Source organism: Brevibacillus sp. NRS-1366, assembly GCF_050467985.1.
This window is the reverse complement of record NZ_JBITPN010000050.1, coordinates 1-19,892: the sequence shown is the minus strand read 5'-3', so window position 1 is coordinate 19,892 and position 19,892 is coordinate 1. Positions and strand designations below refer to the sequence as shown.

At 43.8% G+C, this 19,892-nt stretch carries 15 protein-coding genes and 1 pseudogene; 15 read left to right on the top strand and 1 reads right to left on the bottom strand.

Going from position 1 to position 19,892, the window contains the following annotated elements; genetic code table 11:
• Positions 1-232: 232 nt before the first annotated feature.
• The 12 genes from ACIFQN_RS29015 to ACIFQN_RS28960 all read left to right on the top strand — a co-directional run bounded on the left by ACIFQN_RS29015 (position 233) and on the right by ACIFQN_RS28960 (position 16,637).
• Positions 233-481 (top strand): methyl-accepting chemotaxis protein, encoded by a 249-nt coding sequence (locus tag ACIFQN_RS29015; RefSeq protein ID WP_429836519.1) that lies wholly within the window; start codon positions 233-235, stop codon positions 479-481.
• 124 nt (positions 482-605) lie between these two features.
• Positions 606-2,975 (top strand): response regulator, encoded by a 2,370-nt coding sequence (locus ACIFQN_RS29010; protein ID WP_429836518.1) that lies wholly within the window; start codon positions 606-608, stop codon positions 2,973-2,975.
• Between the two features lie 37 nt (positions 2,976-3,012).
• On the top strand, positions 3,013-3,381 hold the full coding sequence (locus tag ACIFQN_RS29005) for a response regulator (RefSeq protein WP_429836517.1): 369 nt from the start codon (positions 3,013-3,015) through the stop codon (positions 3,379-3,381).
• Positions 3,382-3,413: 32 nt separating this feature from the next.
• Positions 3,414-4,469, top strand: coding sequence for an HD domain-containing phosphohydrolase (locus ACIFQN_RS29000; RefSeq protein ID WP_429836516.1), 1,056 nt, complete (start codon positions 3,414-3,416; stop codon positions 4,467-4,469).
• 121 nt (positions 4,470-4,590) lie between these two features.
• Complete coding sequence (locus ACIFQN_RS28995; protein ID WP_429836515.1) at positions 4,591-5,736, top strand: VanZ family protein; 1,146 nt, start codon at positions 4,591-4,593, stop codon at positions 5,734-5,736.
• A gap of 178 nt (positions 5,737-5,914) precedes the next feature.
• The gene (locus ACIFQN_RS28990; RefSeq protein WP_429836514.1) at positions 5,915-6,952 is read left to right on the top strand and encodes a DUF418 domain-containing protein; all 1,038 of its coding nucleotides are present in this window, start codon (positions 5,915-5,917) and stop codon (positions 6,950-6,952) included.
• Positions 6,953-7,096: 144 nt separating this feature from the next.
• Complete coding sequence (locus ACIFQN_RS28985) at positions 7,097-7,801, top strand: response regulator transcription factor (RefSeq protein ID WP_429836513.1); 705 nt, start codon at positions 7,097-7,099, stop codon at positions 7,799-7,801.
• Positions 7,802-7,804: 3 nt separating this feature from the next.
• Positions 7,805-9,211, top strand: coding sequence for a sensor histidine kinase (locus tag ACIFQN_RS28980; RefSeq protein WP_429836512.1), 1,407 nt, complete (start codon positions 7,805-7,807; stop codon positions 9,209-9,211).
• 352 nt (positions 9,212-9,563) lie between these two features.
• Positions 9,564-10,856, top strand: coding sequence for a response regulator (locus ACIFQN_RS28975; protein ID WP_429836511.1), 1,293 nt, complete (start codon positions 9,564-9,566; stop codon positions 10,854-10,856).
• Entirely contained in the window at positions 10,853-11,935 is a 1,083-nt protein-coding gene (locus tag ACIFQN_RS28970) for a HEAT repeat domain-containing protein (protein ID WP_429836510.1), read from the top strand. The genes ACIFQN_RS28975 and ACIFQN_RS28970 overlap by 4 nt, the downstream gene beginning before the upstream one ends.
• A complete protein-coding gene (locus tag ACIFQN_RS28965; RefSeq protein WP_429836509.1) occupies positions 11,928-13,373 on the top strand; it encodes a glycosyltransferase family 2 protein in 1,446 nt (481 codons plus the stop codon). Before ACIFQN_RS28970 ends, ACIFQN_RS28965 begins: the two co-directional genes overlap by 8 nt.
• An 18-nt stretch (positions 13,374-13,391) precedes the next feature.
• Positions 13,392-16,637: a hypothetical protein gene (locus ACIFQN_RS28960; RefSeq protein ID WP_429836508.1), complete on the top strand. Its 3,246-nt coding sequence runs from the start codon at positions 13,392-13,394 to the stop codon at positions 16,635-16,637.
• Between the two features lie 65 nt (positions 16,638-16,702).
• Here the strand turns inward: ACIFQN_RS28960 and ACIFQN_RS28955 are convergent, their stop codons facing one another.
• Entirely contained in the window at positions 16,703-17,614 is a 912-nt protein-coding gene (locus tag ACIFQN_RS28955; RefSeq protein ID WP_429836507.1) for a DMT family transporter, read from the bottom strand.
• Positions 17,615-17,803: 189 nt separating this feature from the next.
• Between ACIFQN_RS28955 and ACIFQN_RS28950 the strand changes: the two genes are divergently transcribed.
• The 3 genes and pseudogenes from ACIFQN_RS28950 to ACIFQN_RS28940 all read left to right on the top strand — a co-directional run bounded on the left by ACIFQN_RS28950 (position 17,804) and on the right by ACIFQN_RS28940 (position 19,839).
• A complete protein-coding gene (locus ACIFQN_RS28950) occupies positions 17,804-18,292 on the top strand; it encodes an Lrp/AsnC family transcriptional regulator (protein ID WP_429836506.1) in 489 nt (162 codons plus the stop codon).
• Between the two features lie 288 nt (positions 18,293-18,580).
• A pseudogene (locus ACIFQN_RS28945) lies at positions 18,581-18,715 on the top strand (FadR/GntR family transcriptional regulator); the annotation flags it as partial.
• 149 nt (positions 18,716-18,864) lie between these two features.
• On the top strand, positions 18,865-19,839 hold the full coding sequence (locus ACIFQN_RS28940; RefSeq protein WP_429836505.1) for an APC family permease: 975 nt from the start codon (positions 18,865-18,867) through the stop codon (positions 19,837-19,839).
• Positions 19,840-19,892: the final 53 nt, after the last annotated feature.

Here is a 19,892-nt window from a genome sequence, read left to right as displayed (position 1 = left end):
ACATCAGACAAGAAGATAGAATCGAGAGGTGAAGAGAGGTATATTCATATCCATTTGATAAGATTAGACTTTGTCTGTGATGTGTCTTCTTGCTAGGTGAATGCCTGAAAAGAATTATGTTTTAATAAATGTAAGCCAACCTTTTTATCTACTTGAATACCAATATAATCTAGATAATAGTGATATGATGAGGTAAAGATAAGAACTACTTAAACTTAAAGGTGAATGGGAGTTGAACGCTTCTATTGAAGCGGCAAGAGCGAGAGAACACGGCAAGGGCTTTGCCGTAGTGGCGAGTGAGATCAGGAAGCTGTCGGGGCAAAGCCGCAGCGCCGCGGAAGAAATACAGGCCATTATGACTACCATTCATCAGGAAAATGAAATGAATTTTGCCGAAGTAAAGCGAGGGCAAGAAGTGACCGGCAGTCCGCCTTGCATGTCGAGGAGTTCGCGGCCGACTTCGAACACGTTCGGCAGATGATCCGTCAAATGCTAGATTATATTCTGGCTATGAATCAAATGATGATGACGATTAGTCGATCACTGCAGGAGCAGTTTTCTTCAGTCATGACACGTGATTAAAGACATAGAAAAGGGGAAAAGGAATGGAGCACATTCATGGATCGCATGATACGCCACTCGTTGTATTTTCATATGTTGTTGCCGTTGTGGCATCATACACCGTTCTTGACTTGGTCGGAAGGATAAGTGAATCCAAAGGGAATAATCGATGGTTATGGCTTTTGTTCGGCGCGTTTGCAATGGGCATGGGGATCTGGTCGATGCACTTCGTCGGGATGCTCGCTTTTTCATTACCTGTTCCAGTTGCTTATAACCTGATTACGGTTTTGCTGTCAGTCGTAGTGGCCATCATTGCATCCTTTATTGCCCTAAATATTGTCGGTCGTAATCAGCTAACATTGCGTCAATTGCTTGGCGCCGGGATGCTGCTTGCCATTGGCATTGTTTCTATGCACTACATTGGAATGGCAGCCATGCTAATTGATATCTCTTATGATCCTTTCTATTTTTTCCTCTCCATTGTGATCGCGATAATCGCAGCCGTCACAGCATTATGGTTAGCGTTCTATTTTCGCAAAGGAGGAGAACGTGGAGAAAAATGGAAAAAACTGGGTAGTGGGTTCGTTATGGGTGCCGCAATCGTTGGCATGCATTATACGGGGATGATGGCCGCCCAATTTCATTCGGGAGAAAAATCGACGTTATCCTCGGGGATGGTACTGGATCAGAAATGGCTCGGCTATTTCATTTCAGGAGGTACTTTATTTACACTGGGTTTGTGTTTACTCGGGATTTTCATTTCCAAAAGGTTCTCTTATAAAGATTCGGAAATTCAAGAGAAAACAAATGAGATCTATTTGATGAACCAGGAGCTGCGGCAGTTAAACGAAAATTTGGAAGAGCTGGTAAGGGAACGCACCGCACAGCTCGAACAAGCTCATGACGAAGCAATCAAGGCGAATATGATCAAAAGCCAGTTTCTGGCCAATATGAGCCATGAATTGAGAACACCGCTTAATGCCATCATCGGGTACAGTGAAATGCTGGTTGAAGAAGCCGAGGAACTTGGTGAACCGACTTTTGTGGAAGATCTGGGGAAAATAAGAAATGCGGGCAAGCATTTATTATCGCTTATTAACGATATATTAGATATTTCGAAGATTGAGGCAGGCAAAATGGAAATTCACCTCGAGCCATTCGATGTGACGAGTCTCATTCGCGACGTGATTACGACCGTTAAACCGCTTATGGATAGTAATGGGAATCAGTTGGAAACGCACTCAGTAGAAGGAGAAATGACAACGGATGTAACCAAGCTGAGACAAATCTTGATTAATCTGCTCAGCAATGCGAGCAAATTTACCAAAGACGGCATCATTACTTTAGATGTGTATCAAGAAATCCGTGATAATAGGGCAGGCTATTGCTTTCGCGTCAAAGACACAGGTATTGGAATGACACCCGAACAAGTTGAGAAACTGTTCCAGCCCTTCACACAAGCCGATTCCTCAACTACGCGCAAATATGGGGGAACCGGTCTCGGGCTGGCAATCAGCCATAGCTTCTGCAGCATGATGGGCGGATCTACCGATGTCGAAAGCGAAATAGGAATAGGAAGTACCTTCACGTGCTGGCTCCCGACTTCTGCCGCTGAAGAAGATCCAGAAATGGAGGAATCTGCGGACATACAGGATCATGTGGAAGATAACAGTCAGGTAAGCATTCTACTCATAGACGACGAGCCGTTTAACCATCAATTGATGAAACGTTATCTCGCCAAAGAAGGATGGACATTGGCCTTTGCCACAAGCGGTCAGGAAGGACTTCAGTTGGCCAAAAAACTGCGCCCAAAAGTTATCTGCCTGGATATCCTTATGCCACGGATGGACGGGTGGAGCGTTTTGTCGGTAATCAAGAACGATCCAGAGCTGCAGGATACCCCTGTCGTAATCTGGTCGATGACGAACGACGAGCATCTGGGTTATTCGCTTGGTGCTTCCGAATTCCTAACAAAACCGGTCAATCGGGAACGGCTGATTAACGTAATGGACAAGTATGTCTCGAATCATTTCGATCACAATGTCTTGGTGATTGAAGATGATGCGGCAACAAGTGAATTGATGACCCGACTGTTGCAAAAAGAAGGATATGCCGTTACACAGGCAAGAAATGGCCGGCTCGCTTTGGATTGTATGTCAAGTAAAGCGCCTGACTTGATCTTGCTTGACCTCATGATGCCAGAGATGGACGGTTTTCAGTTCATCGCAGAGCTGCGTAATAAGAAAGCATGGAGTGAGATACCGATTGTGGTTGTGACGGCAAAATCAATCACAGCGGCAGATCGGTTGAAATTAAATGGCTATGTGAAAGGTGTCATTCAAAAAGGTTCGTTTGACCATAAATCATTGTTGGTTGAAATTCGTCGATTTGTTGCAACAGATCAGAAGAGTTAAAGACATTGCAGTTGGCATAGGAAGGAGACGATTCGAATTGCATACTATTCTTCTTGTCGAAGATAACGAGATGAATCGAGACATGCTATCTCGACGATTGACTCGCAAAGGGTTTCGGGTAATCACGGCTGTAGACGGTAAACAAAGCATTGATTTAGCTATACAGCAACGTCCGGATTTGATATTGATGGATTTGAGTTTACCTGTTATGGATGGATGGGAGGCAACTCGACTGCTGAAGCACGCTGTTGAAACGAAGGAAATTCCGGTTATTGCATTAACAGCTCATGCGATGGCAGGAGATGAAGAGGAGGCATACCGTGCGGGATGTGATGATTTCGATACCAAGCCAATTGTAATGGAACGGTTGCTTGAAAAGATTCATGGGGCTTTAAGAAAAGGATAAAGAGGCTTTGAAATAAAAAAAGGAGAAGATCGATGGACGAGATCAAGCTGGCAAAAATATTAATTGTAGACGATCAGGAGTACAACATCAGTCTACTTGAGAGAATTCTGGGCCGCGCGGGATTCACGCGGTTGTATAGTACAATGGATCCTCTCCAAATCGAACATTTGCTCATGGAAGTTGACCCGGATATAGTACTGCTCGATCTACATATGCCAGGGATGGATGGGCTACAAGCTCTGAAGCTGATCCGCGAGCAGACCAAGACGGATGGTTATTTGCCTGTATTGATGCTTACCGCAGATCACACATCCGAGGCTAAGCAGCAGGGACTGCAGGCAGGGGCGAATGATTTTTTGACGAAGCCCTTTGATCGAACAGAAGTTGTTCTCCGCATTAACAATTTATTGAAAACCCGGTACCTTCATAATCAGCTTCAACAGTACAACAACACATTGGAAGAGAGAGTGCGCCAACGAACGGAAGACCTTCAAAAGGCTAAACTTGAAATATTGCAGCTTCTCGGGCGAGCGTCAGAATATCGCGATGATATGACAGGACGGCATACGCAAAGGGTAGGTCGATTATCGGGGTTGATTGCAGAGCGGTTGGGACTTGCCGAGCAGGAGGTGGATATGATCCGAATGGCGGCTCCTCTACACGATATCGGTAAAATCGGCGTTCCTGACGATATATTACTGAAGCCGGGGCGATTCGAGCCTCATGAGTTCGAACGTATGAAGTCCCATACGAAGATTGGCTCTAACATTTTGGAGGGAAGCTCCTTTGCGCTCTTGAAACTAGCTGGAATCATCGCCCAATCGCATCATGAAAAATGGGATGGCTCCGGTTATCCTCAAGGACTGAAAGGAGAAGCGATTCCTTTGGCAGCGCGTATTGTGGCTCTTGCTGATTTCTACGACGCTTTGACCCATGAGCGTCCTTACAAAAGGGCATGGACTCCGGAAGAAACGCTTGCAGAGGTGGAGAAGCAGCGTGGGAAGCATTTTGATCCTCAGATTGTTGATGCATTCATTCAATTGATTCGCGAATCTGCGATTTCATTAACGGATGAGGACAGTGCTTAATGGAACTATGCTGCTGTATCTTCTTCTTAATTGGATCATGGTATAGCAGCGATCGTGACCGATGTGGCGCCGAGTGTACGTTGACAGATCCTTTCTATACAATCATGAACGAGGTGTAAGCATGTCAGCATACATCATACCGATACAAACCGCATTTATAGCGTTCATCCTGCTCGGTTTTTTTCTTGTCATCCCTTGGCTGATCTACAGTTATCGGAAATATGGCTATGTAAGTCCGTGGGCTTCCGTCGTCGCTTACTCATTAATGTACTATATGTTGTCGGCTTTATTTCTGGTTCTCCTGCCCCTTCCGGCAACTAGGGATACGTGTGCCTATCAATCACCTGATACAGTTTACTATTCACTTGTACCCTTCACCTTTGTGAAAGATACATTTGATAGTAGCTCTATCGTTTGGTCCAATCCTGCTACATACATTCAGGTATTTAATCAACCAGCATTTTGGCAAGCGGCATTTAACTTCCTCTTACTCCTCCCCTTTGGCGTATATCTCAGATACTTTTTGCAAGAGAAACGATACTGGAAGAGGGCATTTGGGTTAGGTTTTGCTCTATCCCTTTTTTATGAGGTAACCCAAGTAACGGGAATTTACGGGATATACAATTGTCCGTATCGCATATTTGACGTGGACGATCTGATATTGAACAGCACGGGAGCGCTTGTTGGTTTTTTAATTGGACCGGTAATCCTGGCTTTGTTTCCTTCTAAAAAGACGCTTTTAGCCAAAAAGGAAAAAATACAGCAAAGTCATTTGGTATCTCCGCTGTCGCAGCTCTTGGCTGTATGGGTAGATTTCCTTTTGATTAAGGGAAGTTGGTTCCTTACCGTTGGGCTCATAACCTCAAATGAAATGATAGAAATGGTCTATACGACCGTTGGCTTTATGGCCGTTTACTTTGCACTCCCTATCTTATGGGGCGGCAAAACGGTTGGATCGAATGTATTGCGCTTCAAGCTTACAGGACTTGGAGGAGGTGTACCTTCGTGGCAGTCCCTCTTGAAAAGGTCCTTTGCCCTGTATTTGCCTTGGGGGGTATCAACGTCTCTCTCTATTTTTAATCGTATGGAGCTAGATATGAACTCGCCCTTCTATCCGATTCATGTGTGGGTGACGGTGGCGATCTTCGCATTTTTTGGCATCATGGTCGCTGCCTTATGTATCCATGCACTGATTGTTATCATGAAAAAAGGGGAACGTACCTTCTATTTCGATTATGCAGCAGATATAATCCCAAGGAAAAAGTAAATATCCTTTGTACAGCAAATCTCATTTCCGAGGTTTGCTGTTTTCTTTTTTTTTAAGGTTTAGTTAAGGTTCAGATTAAAACGGTGTAAGGTGCAGGGGGCTATAATCATCTGTGTAGCTGGGAGCGGACCAGAGAAAGTGAAGGAAAAGTTGCAATAAAGAAAAGGAGTAGAAGCAAATGAACACATCCATCCCTCAAAAAGAGCGGATCGTTGCATTAGATATGATTCGAGGTCTTGCGTTGTTCGGCATCCTGTTTATTAATGTAAAAGGCTATATTGTCCTGACGGAAGGAACAGAAATCCCAGTTTATAAGGGGATCAATGAAGTGATCGACACCCTTATCCTCATGTTCGTGGAAAAGAAGTTTTTCTCGATTTTCTCATTCCTGTTTGGAGTTGGATTCTATATTTTCGCCTCGCGGGCTGAAAAGCGGGGAGATAAGCCGTTGAGGAGATTTTCCCGGCGCCTTTTGGCTCTCTTTGTCATCGGGATTGTTCATGTGCTGTTCTTTTGGGGGACCATCCTGCCTGCTTACGCTCTGATCGGTTTTCTCCTGCTTCCCTTTTACCGAGCGAAAGTTGCGACCATCAGTAAGTGGCTTGCTGGATTGACCAGCGTGTACCTGATTGCACTGATTTTGAAGCTTACAGGGGGCTTAAGCTCCTTATCCAGTGTGCTTGATGCGATTGCTGCCGATTCTACCTTGATCCTCCTTATGTTTTTGGCCGGATTCCTTGTCGCCAAAGCGGAATTGATCAGACGAGTCAGTGAATGGAAAAAGCAGATGCGGTGGGTCCTGATGGGAGCGTTGCCGATCGTTGCCGGCTTTTCGATCTGGATCTGGTTTGCAGCTCAAAGTGGAGCAGATGATACGAAGCTTATCGTCTCACTCGGCACAATTCCTGCAGTCCTGTTTTATGTAGCCTCCCTGTTGTTGCTGTTGGAGCATGAAAAGGTCCGGTCCTTTCTTACGCCTGTTTCCCGAGTCGGTCAGATGGCACTTACGAATTATGTCGCGCAAAGCTTTATCGGGTCGCTACTCCTCTCAATCATGGGGCTGGAAACAGTCTCTCCGGTAAATGTGGTCATCATTGCCTGCTTGATTTTTATCGTACAAATCATCTTCAGCAGCCTGTGGTTCAAATTTTTTAACATGGGGCCGCTGGAAAAAATGTGGCGCTTCATGACCTATGGCAAACAAACGGTGAAGTAGTCGAAATGAATGCGCAAAAAGACTTGGACAATGTCTTTTGCGCATTTTTCTATAAAGGACAATGGGCCGAGCTTGATAAATGGCAGAGGGTCATGCATACTCTCACATAAAAAGGGTTTGTAGCATTGGAGGAGGCAGGAAGGAATGCCTAGCAAAAAGGTTTTAATTATTGACGATGAAGAAGATATTTTGAAGCTGATCAAAACGGTCCTCACCAAAGAAGGAATCGAGAATGTCATAACGGCTGCGACTGCAAAAGAAGGATGGATGCAATTTCAAGCCAAGAAGCCAGACCTGGTTTTATTAGACATTATGCTGCCGGATGGAGAAGGCTATGAGGTTTGTAAGCAAATGAGGAGCGTCTCCAAAATACCGATCTTATTCGTATCAGCTAAAACGGAAGAGATCGATAAAATTTTGGGGTTTGCCATAGGTGGAGACGACTTTATTACAAAGCCGTTCAGCCCCAAAGAGCTTGCGTATCGTGTAAAAGCCCAGTTACGGAGAGCAGATTATGCGGCAGCCGAGCCCATGGAAGATCCGATAATAAAGGCGGGTCCCTTTGAGTTGAATCCCCAAAAAGCAGAGTTCTATAAGAACGGCAATCTCATTGACTTGAAGCCAAAAGAGCTCGGATTAATGAAGTTTTTCCTTGCGAATGTCAATAAAGTGATCAGTAAGGAGCGGCTGTACGACACGGTCTGGGGTGAGGACTTTACGGGCATTGATAATACCGTCATGGTGCACATTCGAAGATTACGGGAAAAAATTGAAGACCAGCCTTCTTCGCCGAAGCATTTGATCACCATAAAAGGCTTGGGATACAAATTGACGGTAGAGGATCAATAATCAATGAAATGGAAAGTAACCGGAAGATATTTGCTGTCGGTTGTTTTAGTCGTCGTGCTAGTTATTTTCATCAATCTATTTTTTTCGTTGGCTTTGGTAATAGCTCAGTCGGGATTCGACTTACCGATATTCCTCAAAAAGGAAACACCGCCTGAACAATTCACCAGGGAGTTCCAGAATCAGATAACGATTGCAAATGACGGCGTAATGATTACGGAAGAAGGAAAAAGCGAGCTTCTGAAAAAGAAGGCGTGGATCCAAATTTTAGACGAAAATGGCAAGGAGATCATGGGCTACCTGGTGCCAGAAGGGGTAAAGAAAAAATATTCGCCAACAGATACGATTCAAATGTACAAGTATCAAGAAGTGAATGGGGATACGACGGTTTTTATAGGGGAAAAGGAAGGCAAAGACCGACATTACAGTTATTTCATCGGGATTGAAGACCCCGATTTAAATAGATACGTGATATCCTATGATAATCAGGTTTTTTTCCAAATCTCTAAGGTTGGAACTTTTATTTTCATTATCGATATTTTCATTGCTTTGTGGATCGGATATATGTTTAGCAAGCGACTTACACAACCGCTCCATTCCCTCATTGATGGGATTAAAAACTTGGCAAACAACCAATTCCATGTCCATTACGAGCCGCAAGGAATTTATCAGCAAGTATTCGATCATTTAAATCAGTTATCCCATCAGCTGAGAGCAAACGAGAAGGAACGAAAGAAATTGGATCAATTAAAAGAGGAATGGATCGCAAACATTTCCCATGATATGAAAACACCGCTTGCTTCCATCCAAGGTTACTCGGAAATGATTAAAGACCCGGATTACCATTTTACCTTAGATGAAATCAGGGAATACGCGGCGATCATTGAGCAAAAGTCGCTATATATAAAAGAAGTCATTGAAGACCTGAATTTAACGACACGCTTAAAAAATAAAGAACTGTCCATCGATAAGAAGACCGTTAACATTGTGACTCTGCTGCGAAGCATCGTGATCGACATATTGAATGATCCAAAGTACGCCAAGCGACATATTGAATTCCTTGTAAAGCAAGAGAATATACCCGTAGAGGTTGATGAAATTTTGATGCGGAGAGCGATCAATAATTTGATCTACAATGCGGTCGTTCATAATGATAACGATGTAAAAATCGTTGTGAGTGCTGAAAAGAGGAAGCGAGTGCATATTACCATAAAAGATAATGGAAAAGGGATTAAAAAAGAAGAACTGAACAGAATTTTTGTCCGTTATTATCGAGGAACCAACACGGGAGATGCACATAAAGGCTCTGGGCTTGGAATGGCCATAGCGAGTGATATTATTCAGGCACATGATGGAGAGATTACCATTCACAGTGAAGAGGCAGATGGGACCACAATTGAGATGCAGTTGTAATCTCCCGGGGCTATGCGTAGTGCAAATTGGGGACAGAAGCCATTTCTGTCTCCTTTTGCTTGAGAAAATCGTTATAGAAAATTCACCAAAATTTAGTACGGGCCAATCGTTCCATTTTTTTAGATTATGTTAAGATTCAAGTGTTACTATGGTCACAAGGAAGTTTCCTTTACTTGCCCATAAATGCTGTTTCTTTTCTACAGGGGAATGAGGCATAGGTACCATTTGGGTACGATGTGGATGGTGAGATACCTCACCGGCTCTTATGAAGACGATGGGTGAATAGGAGGTACAGCTATTACAACATCTGTATTTCAGATTTTTGGAGAGAAAAAAGGGAGTGGAAGATTACGTGGGAAACCAAACACGGCTTTTGCTAGTTGGTGAAGATTCTTTCAGCTTGAAATTTCTTGCGACATGCCTAGAGAAAAGTTACATAACCGTAAAAAGAGATTCAAGCTCTCAAAGTGTCGATATCCTGGAGCAGCTAAGAGATGCAGATATAGAATGTGTAATGATTCTCGTAGGGTCATCAGTGAAAGACGCACTCACGCTTGTCAGAGAGATAAAGACAAGCTGCGAAAATAAATATGTGCCTCTTTTGATTGCAGGCACTACTATTTCGTTAGAAACAAAGTTAGAGCTCTTGAAACATGCGGACGAATGGATTGAGTTGCCGATTGAGCCTGCGGAATTGATGCTGCGCGTACAAAAACATCTGGACACGAGAAGAAAAGTCCTTCGTCATATTCTTGTAGATCCACTGACCGGAGCTTATAACGAAAGATTCTTGCTGCATGAAATCGAGCGGCAATTAAATGATGTAAAGCGATCCCTAGAGCCATTTACTATGGTACATATAAAGATCGATGAGCTTCATGAGATAACAAAGCCGAATCAATTTACAGCGAGGGATGCAGTTATAAAAGGATTGATTGACCATATCCAGCGCAGTGTCCGGCCAATGGATGTCTTGTGTCGTTATAAAGATGAAGAATGCATCCTGATCCTGCCCAAGACCTACAGAGAAGATGCGATCAAATTGATGAACCGCTTAATCGACCGATTTTCGCAAATTCAGTTTCAAATACCAGACGGAGAAGTGCAGGCCACTTTTTCCTGCGTGGTATTAGAGTTTTCGGATGCAATCCATTCTCCAGATACATGTCTTTCGATGATGCAGTTCCCTGAAGGAGAACAAGGGGAAAAGAGGGTTATCGATCGTACTGAGGAGCTGTCTCAAGCTCATCAAAAACTGCTCATTGCAGTGATTGATGATGACCGTTTCATACGGGAAATGTTGAAAGACCAGCTTGAAGACATCGGGGATGAAATGATGGATATCGAGATCAGGGCTTATTCAAACGGTGAAGAATTTTTCGAGGATCCTTGGCATCGTCAGAATCAGCGTTATCTGCTGATTATTGATAGAATCATGCCCAAGATGGATGGGCTGGAGCTCCTGCAAAAAATCAGAACAGAGTACGACAGAAAGCGGTACATTTGTTTGATGTTGACGAGCAAGGACTCCATATCGGATATAGCATTTGCTATCCAAAAAGGGGCAAATGATTATGTGGTCAAACCGTTTGGGTTGAAAGAACTCCGCGCTCGAATCAGGCGGCTAATCAGGGGGTCAAGATGATTGATCTTGTTTTAATCGAACTTCTGGCAGGGGCATTCTTTATCGTGCTGATGGTGATCTATGTGTACCTTGTTTGGAGAAAGTACTTGAATCATGTCATTCATAAGAGGAAAGTGGAATGGCTTTCGAATCATGATCAGGAGATCAAAGCGTATTTGTTGACAGGGAAGAGCTGCGAGACATTCATTCCTGTGAAACGATACCAATTCGAAGCGCTTGAGGATTTCTTCAGTGAGTATTTGTCTAATTTTAAGCTTGAATCAGAAGAAGATACCATTGTTGTATTTGCGGAGTCCTATTTTGCTCCTGTTTATAAAAAGCGACTCTGGAAAGGGAATTGGAGTACACGAATGAATACGTTGTATTTTATCGATCTCTTTCGGATAAAAAGTTTGCAAGATGATTTGCTAAGGCACTTAAAGAGGAGGAAATGTTCTCCTGAGGAAACGCATCTGATCTATAATGTGCTGGCTACGTTTGAATTCGATCAATTTCAGGATTTGTTAAAAGAAAGCAAGGAAATGCCTCCATTTCTTTTAATTCAGGTCATGAGCCGACTCATTGATCAGATCAACGTGGAACATTATCTGGAAATATTTCAGGAACTTCCCCTTTATTGGAAGAAGGGTTTCCTTGATGTTGTGAGAGAAAAAAATCTTCGCTCAGAGAAGATTCAACATCTTTTGGAAAGCTTGGTCCAGGATGATTCTACAGACAAAGAGCTTCGCATTCGAGCGATTAAGACGATCGGTTCTCTTGGATGCCTGACTTCACCGGAGATGATTCTGCGGATGATCGAGAAAAAGGAAGAGGACAATTATTGGCATACCCCTGAGGCAGCAGTAGAGAAGATGATGGTAGCCAGACTGATGGGCAACATCAAAAATGACTGCTTCATTCCTTACTTAGAGCGTTTCATTAGTGACAGCTCATATAACGTGAGAGTAGAAGCAGCCAAATCGATCCGGAAATTTAAGCATGGCAAAGAAAGGCTACAGGAAATTGCAGCGTCACATGCTGATTTGTACGCAAGAGAAATTGCCATGGAGTGGATGGCGAGGGGAACGGTTTATGAATAATGTCTACCAGTTTTTCGTCTCTTTTTTTATAGTCGTGAATCAAATTATTTTTATTTATATGATTGCGATCTGTCTCTTTTACATGATCTTATTTCTGCTGGCCTTCAGTCGGTTGAAAAAGGAACGCGGTCTACATCAAATAGAACCTTACAAACAAATGAAGGGTTCTGCCTTTACCCCACCGTTATCCATCATTGTCCCTGCCTACAATGAAGAAGCTGGGATCATTGGTAGCGTGCTGTCACTCGTAACCGGCAGCGGGAGGCTTGATTATCCAGAGTTTGAAGTTATTGTTGTGAATGACGGCTCAACCGACACCACACTGGAAAAAGTCTTAGCCAGATTCAAGATGGTTCCCATCAAAAATAAGGTGTTGCAGAAACGAAACGGAATCCAGACCCAATTCGTAAAGGGTGTCTATCAATCGGAGCTATATCCAACTCTATTTTTGATTGATAAGGTGAACGGAGGAAAAGCAGACGCTTTAAACGCAGGGATTAATCTGGCAAAGTATCCTTACTTCGCTTCAATTGATGGAGACACTGTGTTGGAACCTGATTCTTTCCTCAAAGTCATGAAGCCTATCATTGATAATGCCGAACAAGAAGTCCTCGCATCAGGAGGAAATGTCCTATTAGCGAATGGCAGTATCATCGTCAAAGGACAGATGGAAGAGAAGCGGTTATCTCGCAACCCTATTGTGTTGATCCAAATCATAGAATATATGCGGGCATTTTTAATGGGGAGAATGGGCCTGAGTCATGAAAATTTGCTTCTGATTATCTCAGGCGCTTTTGGTGTGTTTAAAACCTCCAGGGTTATTCAAGTAGGAGGTTATCGGGCCGATACGGTCGGAGAAGATATGGAGCTTGTGGTCCGCCTGCATCGAATGAATCTCGACAAGAAATGGGGAGCGAAAATCGTCTATGTGGCAGATCCGGTTTGTTACACAGAAGCACCGGAAGATTTGGCTTCGCTGCGAACGCAACGGATCAGATGGCATCGTGGGCTATTTGAAAGTCTCCGAATTCATAAAAAAATGTTGTTCAACCCCAAATATGGCAGGATCGGAACGTTGGCTATGCCTTATTTCTTTTTCGTTGAGTTTTTGGGGCCGCTCATCGAGTTTTTTGGATACGTGGCATTGATAATTGGATTGATTCTCGGCAAAGTGTTTTTCGCCTACTCATTGGCGCTTGTCCTGTTAATGGTCATCTATGGATCATTTTTATCGATGGGCGCTGTACTGCTGGAAGAGTGGCGGTTAGGTAAGCATCAAAAAGTCTCCGAACTAAACCGATTATTTTTCTTTGCCCTAACAGAAGTGTTCTGGTATCGACCGATTATGACGTTCTGGAGAGTCCAGGCACTGTTCTCAATTATGCGCGGTAAAAATAAAGGGTGGGGCACAATGAAACGGAAAGGTGTATCCGCATAAGAGGATTGGGTGAAGGATATGAAAAGTAAAATAATACAAATAAGTATTGTAGTGGCGTTTATCATTGCCATACCGTTTATCGTTTGGCAGCTAAGTCCGACGAATTCGCTTTCGGTGTGGATTTTGGACAAGACTGTCCCGAATAAGGATTATCGGGAGCATAAAGGTCTCATGTGGGCGCTGAACCACTTCAAGATTCTCAATAAAACGACTGGCAGCAGCTTTGCTAGTGACCAAGACTACTTCGGTTTTTTTCCAGGAGAAGCTGGGAAATATCAAGTGAAGGATTTGCCGGAAGCAACAAGTCAGAATCAGCCGCAGCTAATTTACCTGGCAGATACGTATGGAGTATACAGCGATGATTTTCAAGCGAACAACGCCCAGGGCACACGCTCCACACTCATATACGGTGGCTTAACGGATCAAGATGTATCGCGGATCCAGCATAACCTGAAAAAGGGAACTACATTGATCGCTGAGTTTAATACTATGGCTTCTCCTACTTCGCCCGCAACACGCAAGCAGATGGAAGCTATCTTATCGGTTGAGTGGAAGAAGTGGATGGGACGCTACTTCGTGGATTTGACTCCGGGTGTGGAAGTTCCTGTCTGGATGGTGAATAACTACGAAAAAGAAACAGGCAGCAAATGGGACTTTACAGGCCCCGGAATCGCTTTGGTATCTGATGCAGATCAGGTAGTGATTCTGGAACAAGAAAAAGATTTTGGGAAAGGGATCGTTGAGCTTTCATTTGCCCCTCCTTATGACAAAGAAATGAATGTCGATTCTCCAATCCCTTATTATTACTGGTTTGAATTCATGCAGCCCAAAGAGGGTGCTGAAGTATTAGCCAACTATTCCCTGGATGTTATGCCCGAAGGCAAGAAAAAGCTGGAAAAGATTGGCTTAACAGAGGATTTTCCTGCGATCATTCGGCATAAAAATACCAAATATACGTCGTACTATTTTGCCGGTGATTTTGCCGATAGCAACAAGGTTCCAGAGTGGTATAAAATCTGGGGACTCGATTTGTGGAAAAAGTGGGCTGTTTCAGATTTCAAAGGAGATTCCGATGCATTTTATTGGCGAGGGTATCTGCCGCTGATGAAGAAGATTTTGCAGGATGTGGTAAGTACTCCAATAACAGCCGACGAAGTTGATGAACAAGTACAAGTCCCGATCTTTGAAGCGAATGGCGTCAAACAAGTGGCAAAAGTAGAAAATGGACAAATTGCGCTGTATGACGGAAAAACATGGAATCCGCGCTTTTGGGCAGGAATTAACCTGGGGGCTACGACTCCTGGTCACGATCCAGGTGAACTTAGCCCATCAAAGTGGGATTACTTGCGTTGGTTTAAGCAAATGCAGGAGATGAATATTAGCGTCATCCGGATCTATACTATTTTACCACCTTATTTCTATGAAGCATTGGCTGAGTATAACCGTGACAAGGAAACACCTCTCTATTTCTTCCAAGGCATTTGGTCTCCGGAAGAGGAATTGATTGGAGAGGATGAAGCAGGAAATGACGCTTACCAAGAGTCCATTACGTCTGCTTTCCAAAAGGAAATTCGGGATGCAGTGAATGCTGTACATGGGAACATTACCATTCCGGCGGTGCGAGGTCATGCCAGTGGTGAATATCGAACGGATGCATCTGCTTATTTGCTGGGATGGATTACGGGTACGGAGTGGTATCCGTATGCTGTAAAAGTAACGAATGACAAGCACGTCGGGATGCCCCCTTATCAGGGTACCTATTTTTCTGCGAAGCAGCAGGCGGCCCCATTTGAAAGTTGGTTAGCGTCCATGCTGGACGTTTTGGCAAAAGAGGAGATGAAATACGGATGGCAGCATCCTGTTTCCTTTACCAACTGGTTAACCACCGATCCACTCAAACACCCGAACGAACCGCTTGAACAAGAAGATCTGGTACCCGTTGACCCGATGAATATCGGGCCTACCCAAGAATGGGCTGCCGGCTATTTTGCCGCCTATCACGTGTATCCGTACTATCCAGATTTTTTACGCTATGAACCGAAATATCAGGTGTATCGGGATGCGTCCGGCAAGATTAATCCGTATGCTGGATATTTACATGATTTACGTTTGCATCATCAAGGCATTCCTTTGATTGTTGCCGAGTTTGGTGTACCGAGCTCACGTGGTATGGCTCATTATGGACCAATGGGCAAAAATCAGGGGATGCACACGGAAAAAGAGCAAGGCGAGATGAATGCGGATATGATCCGGAGCATGGCTGATGAAAACTTAAATGGAGCCCTTCTTTTCGCTTGGCAGGATGAATGGTTCAAGTTCACTTGGAATACACTTGATTTGGAGTTGCCCCGCGACCGAAGGGCAATGTGGCGAAATCGGTTGACCAACGAGGAGAACTTTGGCGTCATTGCGGTTGAACCGGGTTCCAGCCCAGACGATATGATGATGGTAGACGGCAAGACAACCGATTGGGAGAAACGTACGGATAAAATAGAGCAAGACTATCCGGAGTTCAAACTGTCCGTTACCCATGATGAGTCGTACTTGTATTTGCTTCTTCAGAAAAAACAGGGCGTCTGGGATTTTGTCAATGACAAGCTGTCCATCGGTTTTGACACCATTTTGGGTGGCAGTCAGATTGCAGATAAAGCACCGGGCATTCACTTCCCGACAGGAATCGAATTCCTGTTGCAAATGGCCGGGGAGAAAAACTCCCGTATTTTTGTGAACAGTGCCTACGACCAGCATTCCTGGTTCTTCTCAGTGGACAAGAAATTGATACCGGGCGATCCACGCTATAAACATGAAGAGCTAGGGCTATTTCTGCCGTGGAAGCTGGCTTTGAACAGAGGATTGTACCTGCCGGAAACCAATCAGAGGGTTCCGTTTGAAGAGCTAGAGGTAGGTGTGATGAAACCGGGTATTTCTGATCCAAATGATCCTGCTTTTAATACGCTTGCCGATTGGTATGCAAAAGAGAATGATTTGGAGATTCGAATTCCTTGGATGCTGATTGGATTTACTGACCCGAGTTCACACCAGGTCTGGGATTATCCATACAAAGCAGGAGAAATCAAACCTGTAACCACCGACGGAATTAAAATTCAGCCAGTCATTCAACAGATGGGATCGACAGTTTCGCCGTCCATTGAACCTGTTTTTTATAAATGGGAGAAATGGAATCAACCAACCTATCATGAACGGAAAAAACAGAGCTTTGACATACTCCGTGATGTTTACGCAGAATTTATGCCACGCAAATAGAAGTAGCAAGAAACACAAGCCTCTCGTATGCAGGCTTGTGTTTTTTTGCTGAAAACATCACGCCACTAATCCACATGTGCCCTCCATTCCTTTCGTTTCGCCATCCCTTTTGTTTGAAAGTGCGAAAAGAAATAGCATCCCGAAATCACAATACTGCTCCCAATCCCTTGCATCCACGTCAATTGCTCGCCGATGAACAGAAAAGCCAAGATGGACGTGAAGATTGGATTGAAATTAAGAAAAATTCCCGAGGTGGTAGCGCCTAACTTTTGGACGCCAATATTCCAGAGCACCATACATACCACGGTTGAGATGACGCCTGTATACAAAATGGAGCCGATGAACGATGCGTTGATGTTCGTAACCGTAAAATCAGCGAGGTTAAAAGGGAGAAGAACGATTAGCCCAAAGATCGCCGAATATAAAATAGACATCATGGGCGTAGTCTTCGTCATCGCCCATTTGCTGCAGATCGAATAGATTCCCCACACACAGACGGCGGCCAGCATCCATAAATCACCCGAATTAAATTGAAAGGAAAGCAGGAAGTCGGCATTTCCCTTTGAGAGGACAAGAATGACGCCAACGAGCAAAAAAGCCATCGAAAATATTTGCAATAGATTGATTTTCTCTTTTAAAAAGAGAAATGAAAACACGGAAATCGAAACCATATTTAAGGTGGAAATTAATCCGGCATTTGTCGCGGTTGTCCTCTCCAATGCTAAAAATTGAAACAGATTAAACAGAACAACACCCGTGATCCCCATCAAAAATAAGGGGAGAATGGCATCGCGTGCGGGCACTAGCTTTTTTTCTTTCCACCATACCAGCGGCAGCAGGCACAAGACGGCAATCATCCAGCGCAGGCTCGTCAAGGTCAGCGGAGAAGCGTGGTCTACAAGCGATTTTCCAAAGACAAAATTTCCTCCCCATAACAAACTGGTTAAAAGTAAAAGCAACATATAATGATTCCGCATACCATTTGGCCCCTTTTTTCACCGAATCATTAATGAACATAACATTTTTATTGATTAATCAAAATATCATTTTGTATAATTTAAAAAAATGAGAATAACAGAAAGTGAAAATTATTATTTGGAGAATTTCATTCGGTTTTTTGATTGAAATCGTCCTTCTCTTCGAATAATTGAAAAGGGGAAAATCGCGTGGAATCTTTCGTAAGTAAAATCTTAGATGAGGTTGATCTTCAAATTTTAAATATCATGCAAAAAGAAGCGCAGGTAAGCAATGCTGAGCTGGCACGGCGCGTGAATTTGTCGCCGCCTGCAACACATGCGAGGGTAAAACGATTGGAGAGTGAGGGGTATATTAATCGGCAAGTCGCCATCTTGAATCAGGAGAAGCTCGGGTTCGATTTATTATGCTTTGTTTTTATAAGTACAAATATTCACCAAGCTGAGCAGCTGGAAATATTGGAGAGCGCATTACGAGCGATGCCAGAGGTGCTAGAGTGTCATTGTTTAACAGGAGAGTATGACTATCTGTTAAAGGTAGCCATCAGGGATCGGAGGGAATTGGACAGCTTTATTCGAAAGTTAAACAGGCTTGGAATATCCCGTCTGCAAACGAACCTGTCGCTGCGAGAAATTAAATATTCAACAGTCTTGCCTATTTGGGAAGGAAAAAAGCCATAGAATGACCACTCTAGGCTGCAAGCTGGCGTCGGAACTTACTCGGCACCAGCTTTTTTGGTGTGATTGACCTCTTTCTGTTATGCAGAAAGTAATAGTTATGCACCAATTCATAACAAAAGCTAGTAAAACCAATCAATTTCCCTGCAAAATAGGCTGTTTTTAAAACGGCACAACATTTGCAATTTTGAAAATAAAAAGCAGTAAAATACAAAGGAGGTGCTTTCATAAGGATTCCTGCTGTTCCAACTGGCCCTACCGGTCTGACCTGATTCGAAAGAAAATCTTCAACCAGGTGCCAGGCTTCCTTCTGAGCGAGAACTAACCAAAATATTAGGCGTGAGCAGATCATCCGTAAGGGAAGCTTTGCAAGCGCTTTCCGAAAAAGAAATGATTGTGAAAAAAGCTGGGAAAGGAGTTTTGTGAAGCAGAACCTGGTCTCAGAAGGAACTGAATTTTCCCGTTCGCTAGCGATGTCTATGGATATTACCAATTGTCCAGCGACACTATCACGAGATGTTAAGGGACTTTCAAGATGGCAGTGTAGAGTTTTCCACTGATCGGAGGATGATGGTATGAAATCTGATGTAGTAATCAACCCTGAATCGTCGCAAGCCGAATCTTCACAAGCAGAACCGGCGTTTAAAAGAGTTCTTACGCTTCCATCACTTGTCTTCTACGGTTTAGCTTTTTTGGTCCCGACGACGTTATTTGATATGTACGGAATTGTTTCCAATATCACCCATGGCATGCTCTCCTTCACCCATGCGCTGACAGCGTTGGCCATCTTGTTTACCGCATACAGCTATGGCCGCATGGTTGCTGCTTTTCCGATTTCAGGCTCAGCTTATACGTATGCGCAGCAAGCGATCAATCCTTACGTTGGATTTTTGACGGGCTGGACCGTGATGATGGATTATTTGCTGATTCCCATGCTGTCTTATGTGATTGCGGCAAATTACATGGTAGCGCTTTTTCCTGATATGTCGAAATGGGTTTGGATCTTGGGACTGACGATTTTTGTTACAACGGTGAGTTATTTGGGGATTAGCCTAACGGCAAAGGTAAACAATGCGATTGTGATTACCCAGCTCTCGATTATTGCGATTGTGGTCATCTTTTTGGTGAAATACATAGCTGGTGGAGGGGGAATCGGAACTTTCATTCACTGGGAAACCTTTTTTAATGCCAGCGAGATAGCGAAGCCGGACGTGGGGTGGAATGTGATTTTTACTGGTGCTTCTATCCTCGTCATGTCCTATTTTGGATTTGATGCCGTAACGACCGTTGCCGAAGAAGCAATAAACCCCAGGGTGAATGTCGCGAAGGCTGCCATGATTATTTGTGCAGGTGCAGGAATCGTCTTTACTTTTTCCTCTTATCTGATGCTGCTGGCTTGGCCGACGGGCTGGAGTGAATTTACGGACGCAGCGACAGGCTCGCTTGACCTGTTTAAAAAAATAGGGATAGGGGTCTTAGCCCATGCCCATCAAGCGAAGGAAATTACTACCTCCTCAAAACGAAAACACGCTATTCTTTCGGTAGACTGACTAACGAAAGGATAGCGTTTTATGATGAATCTTGGTATTTCAAACGATCTTCA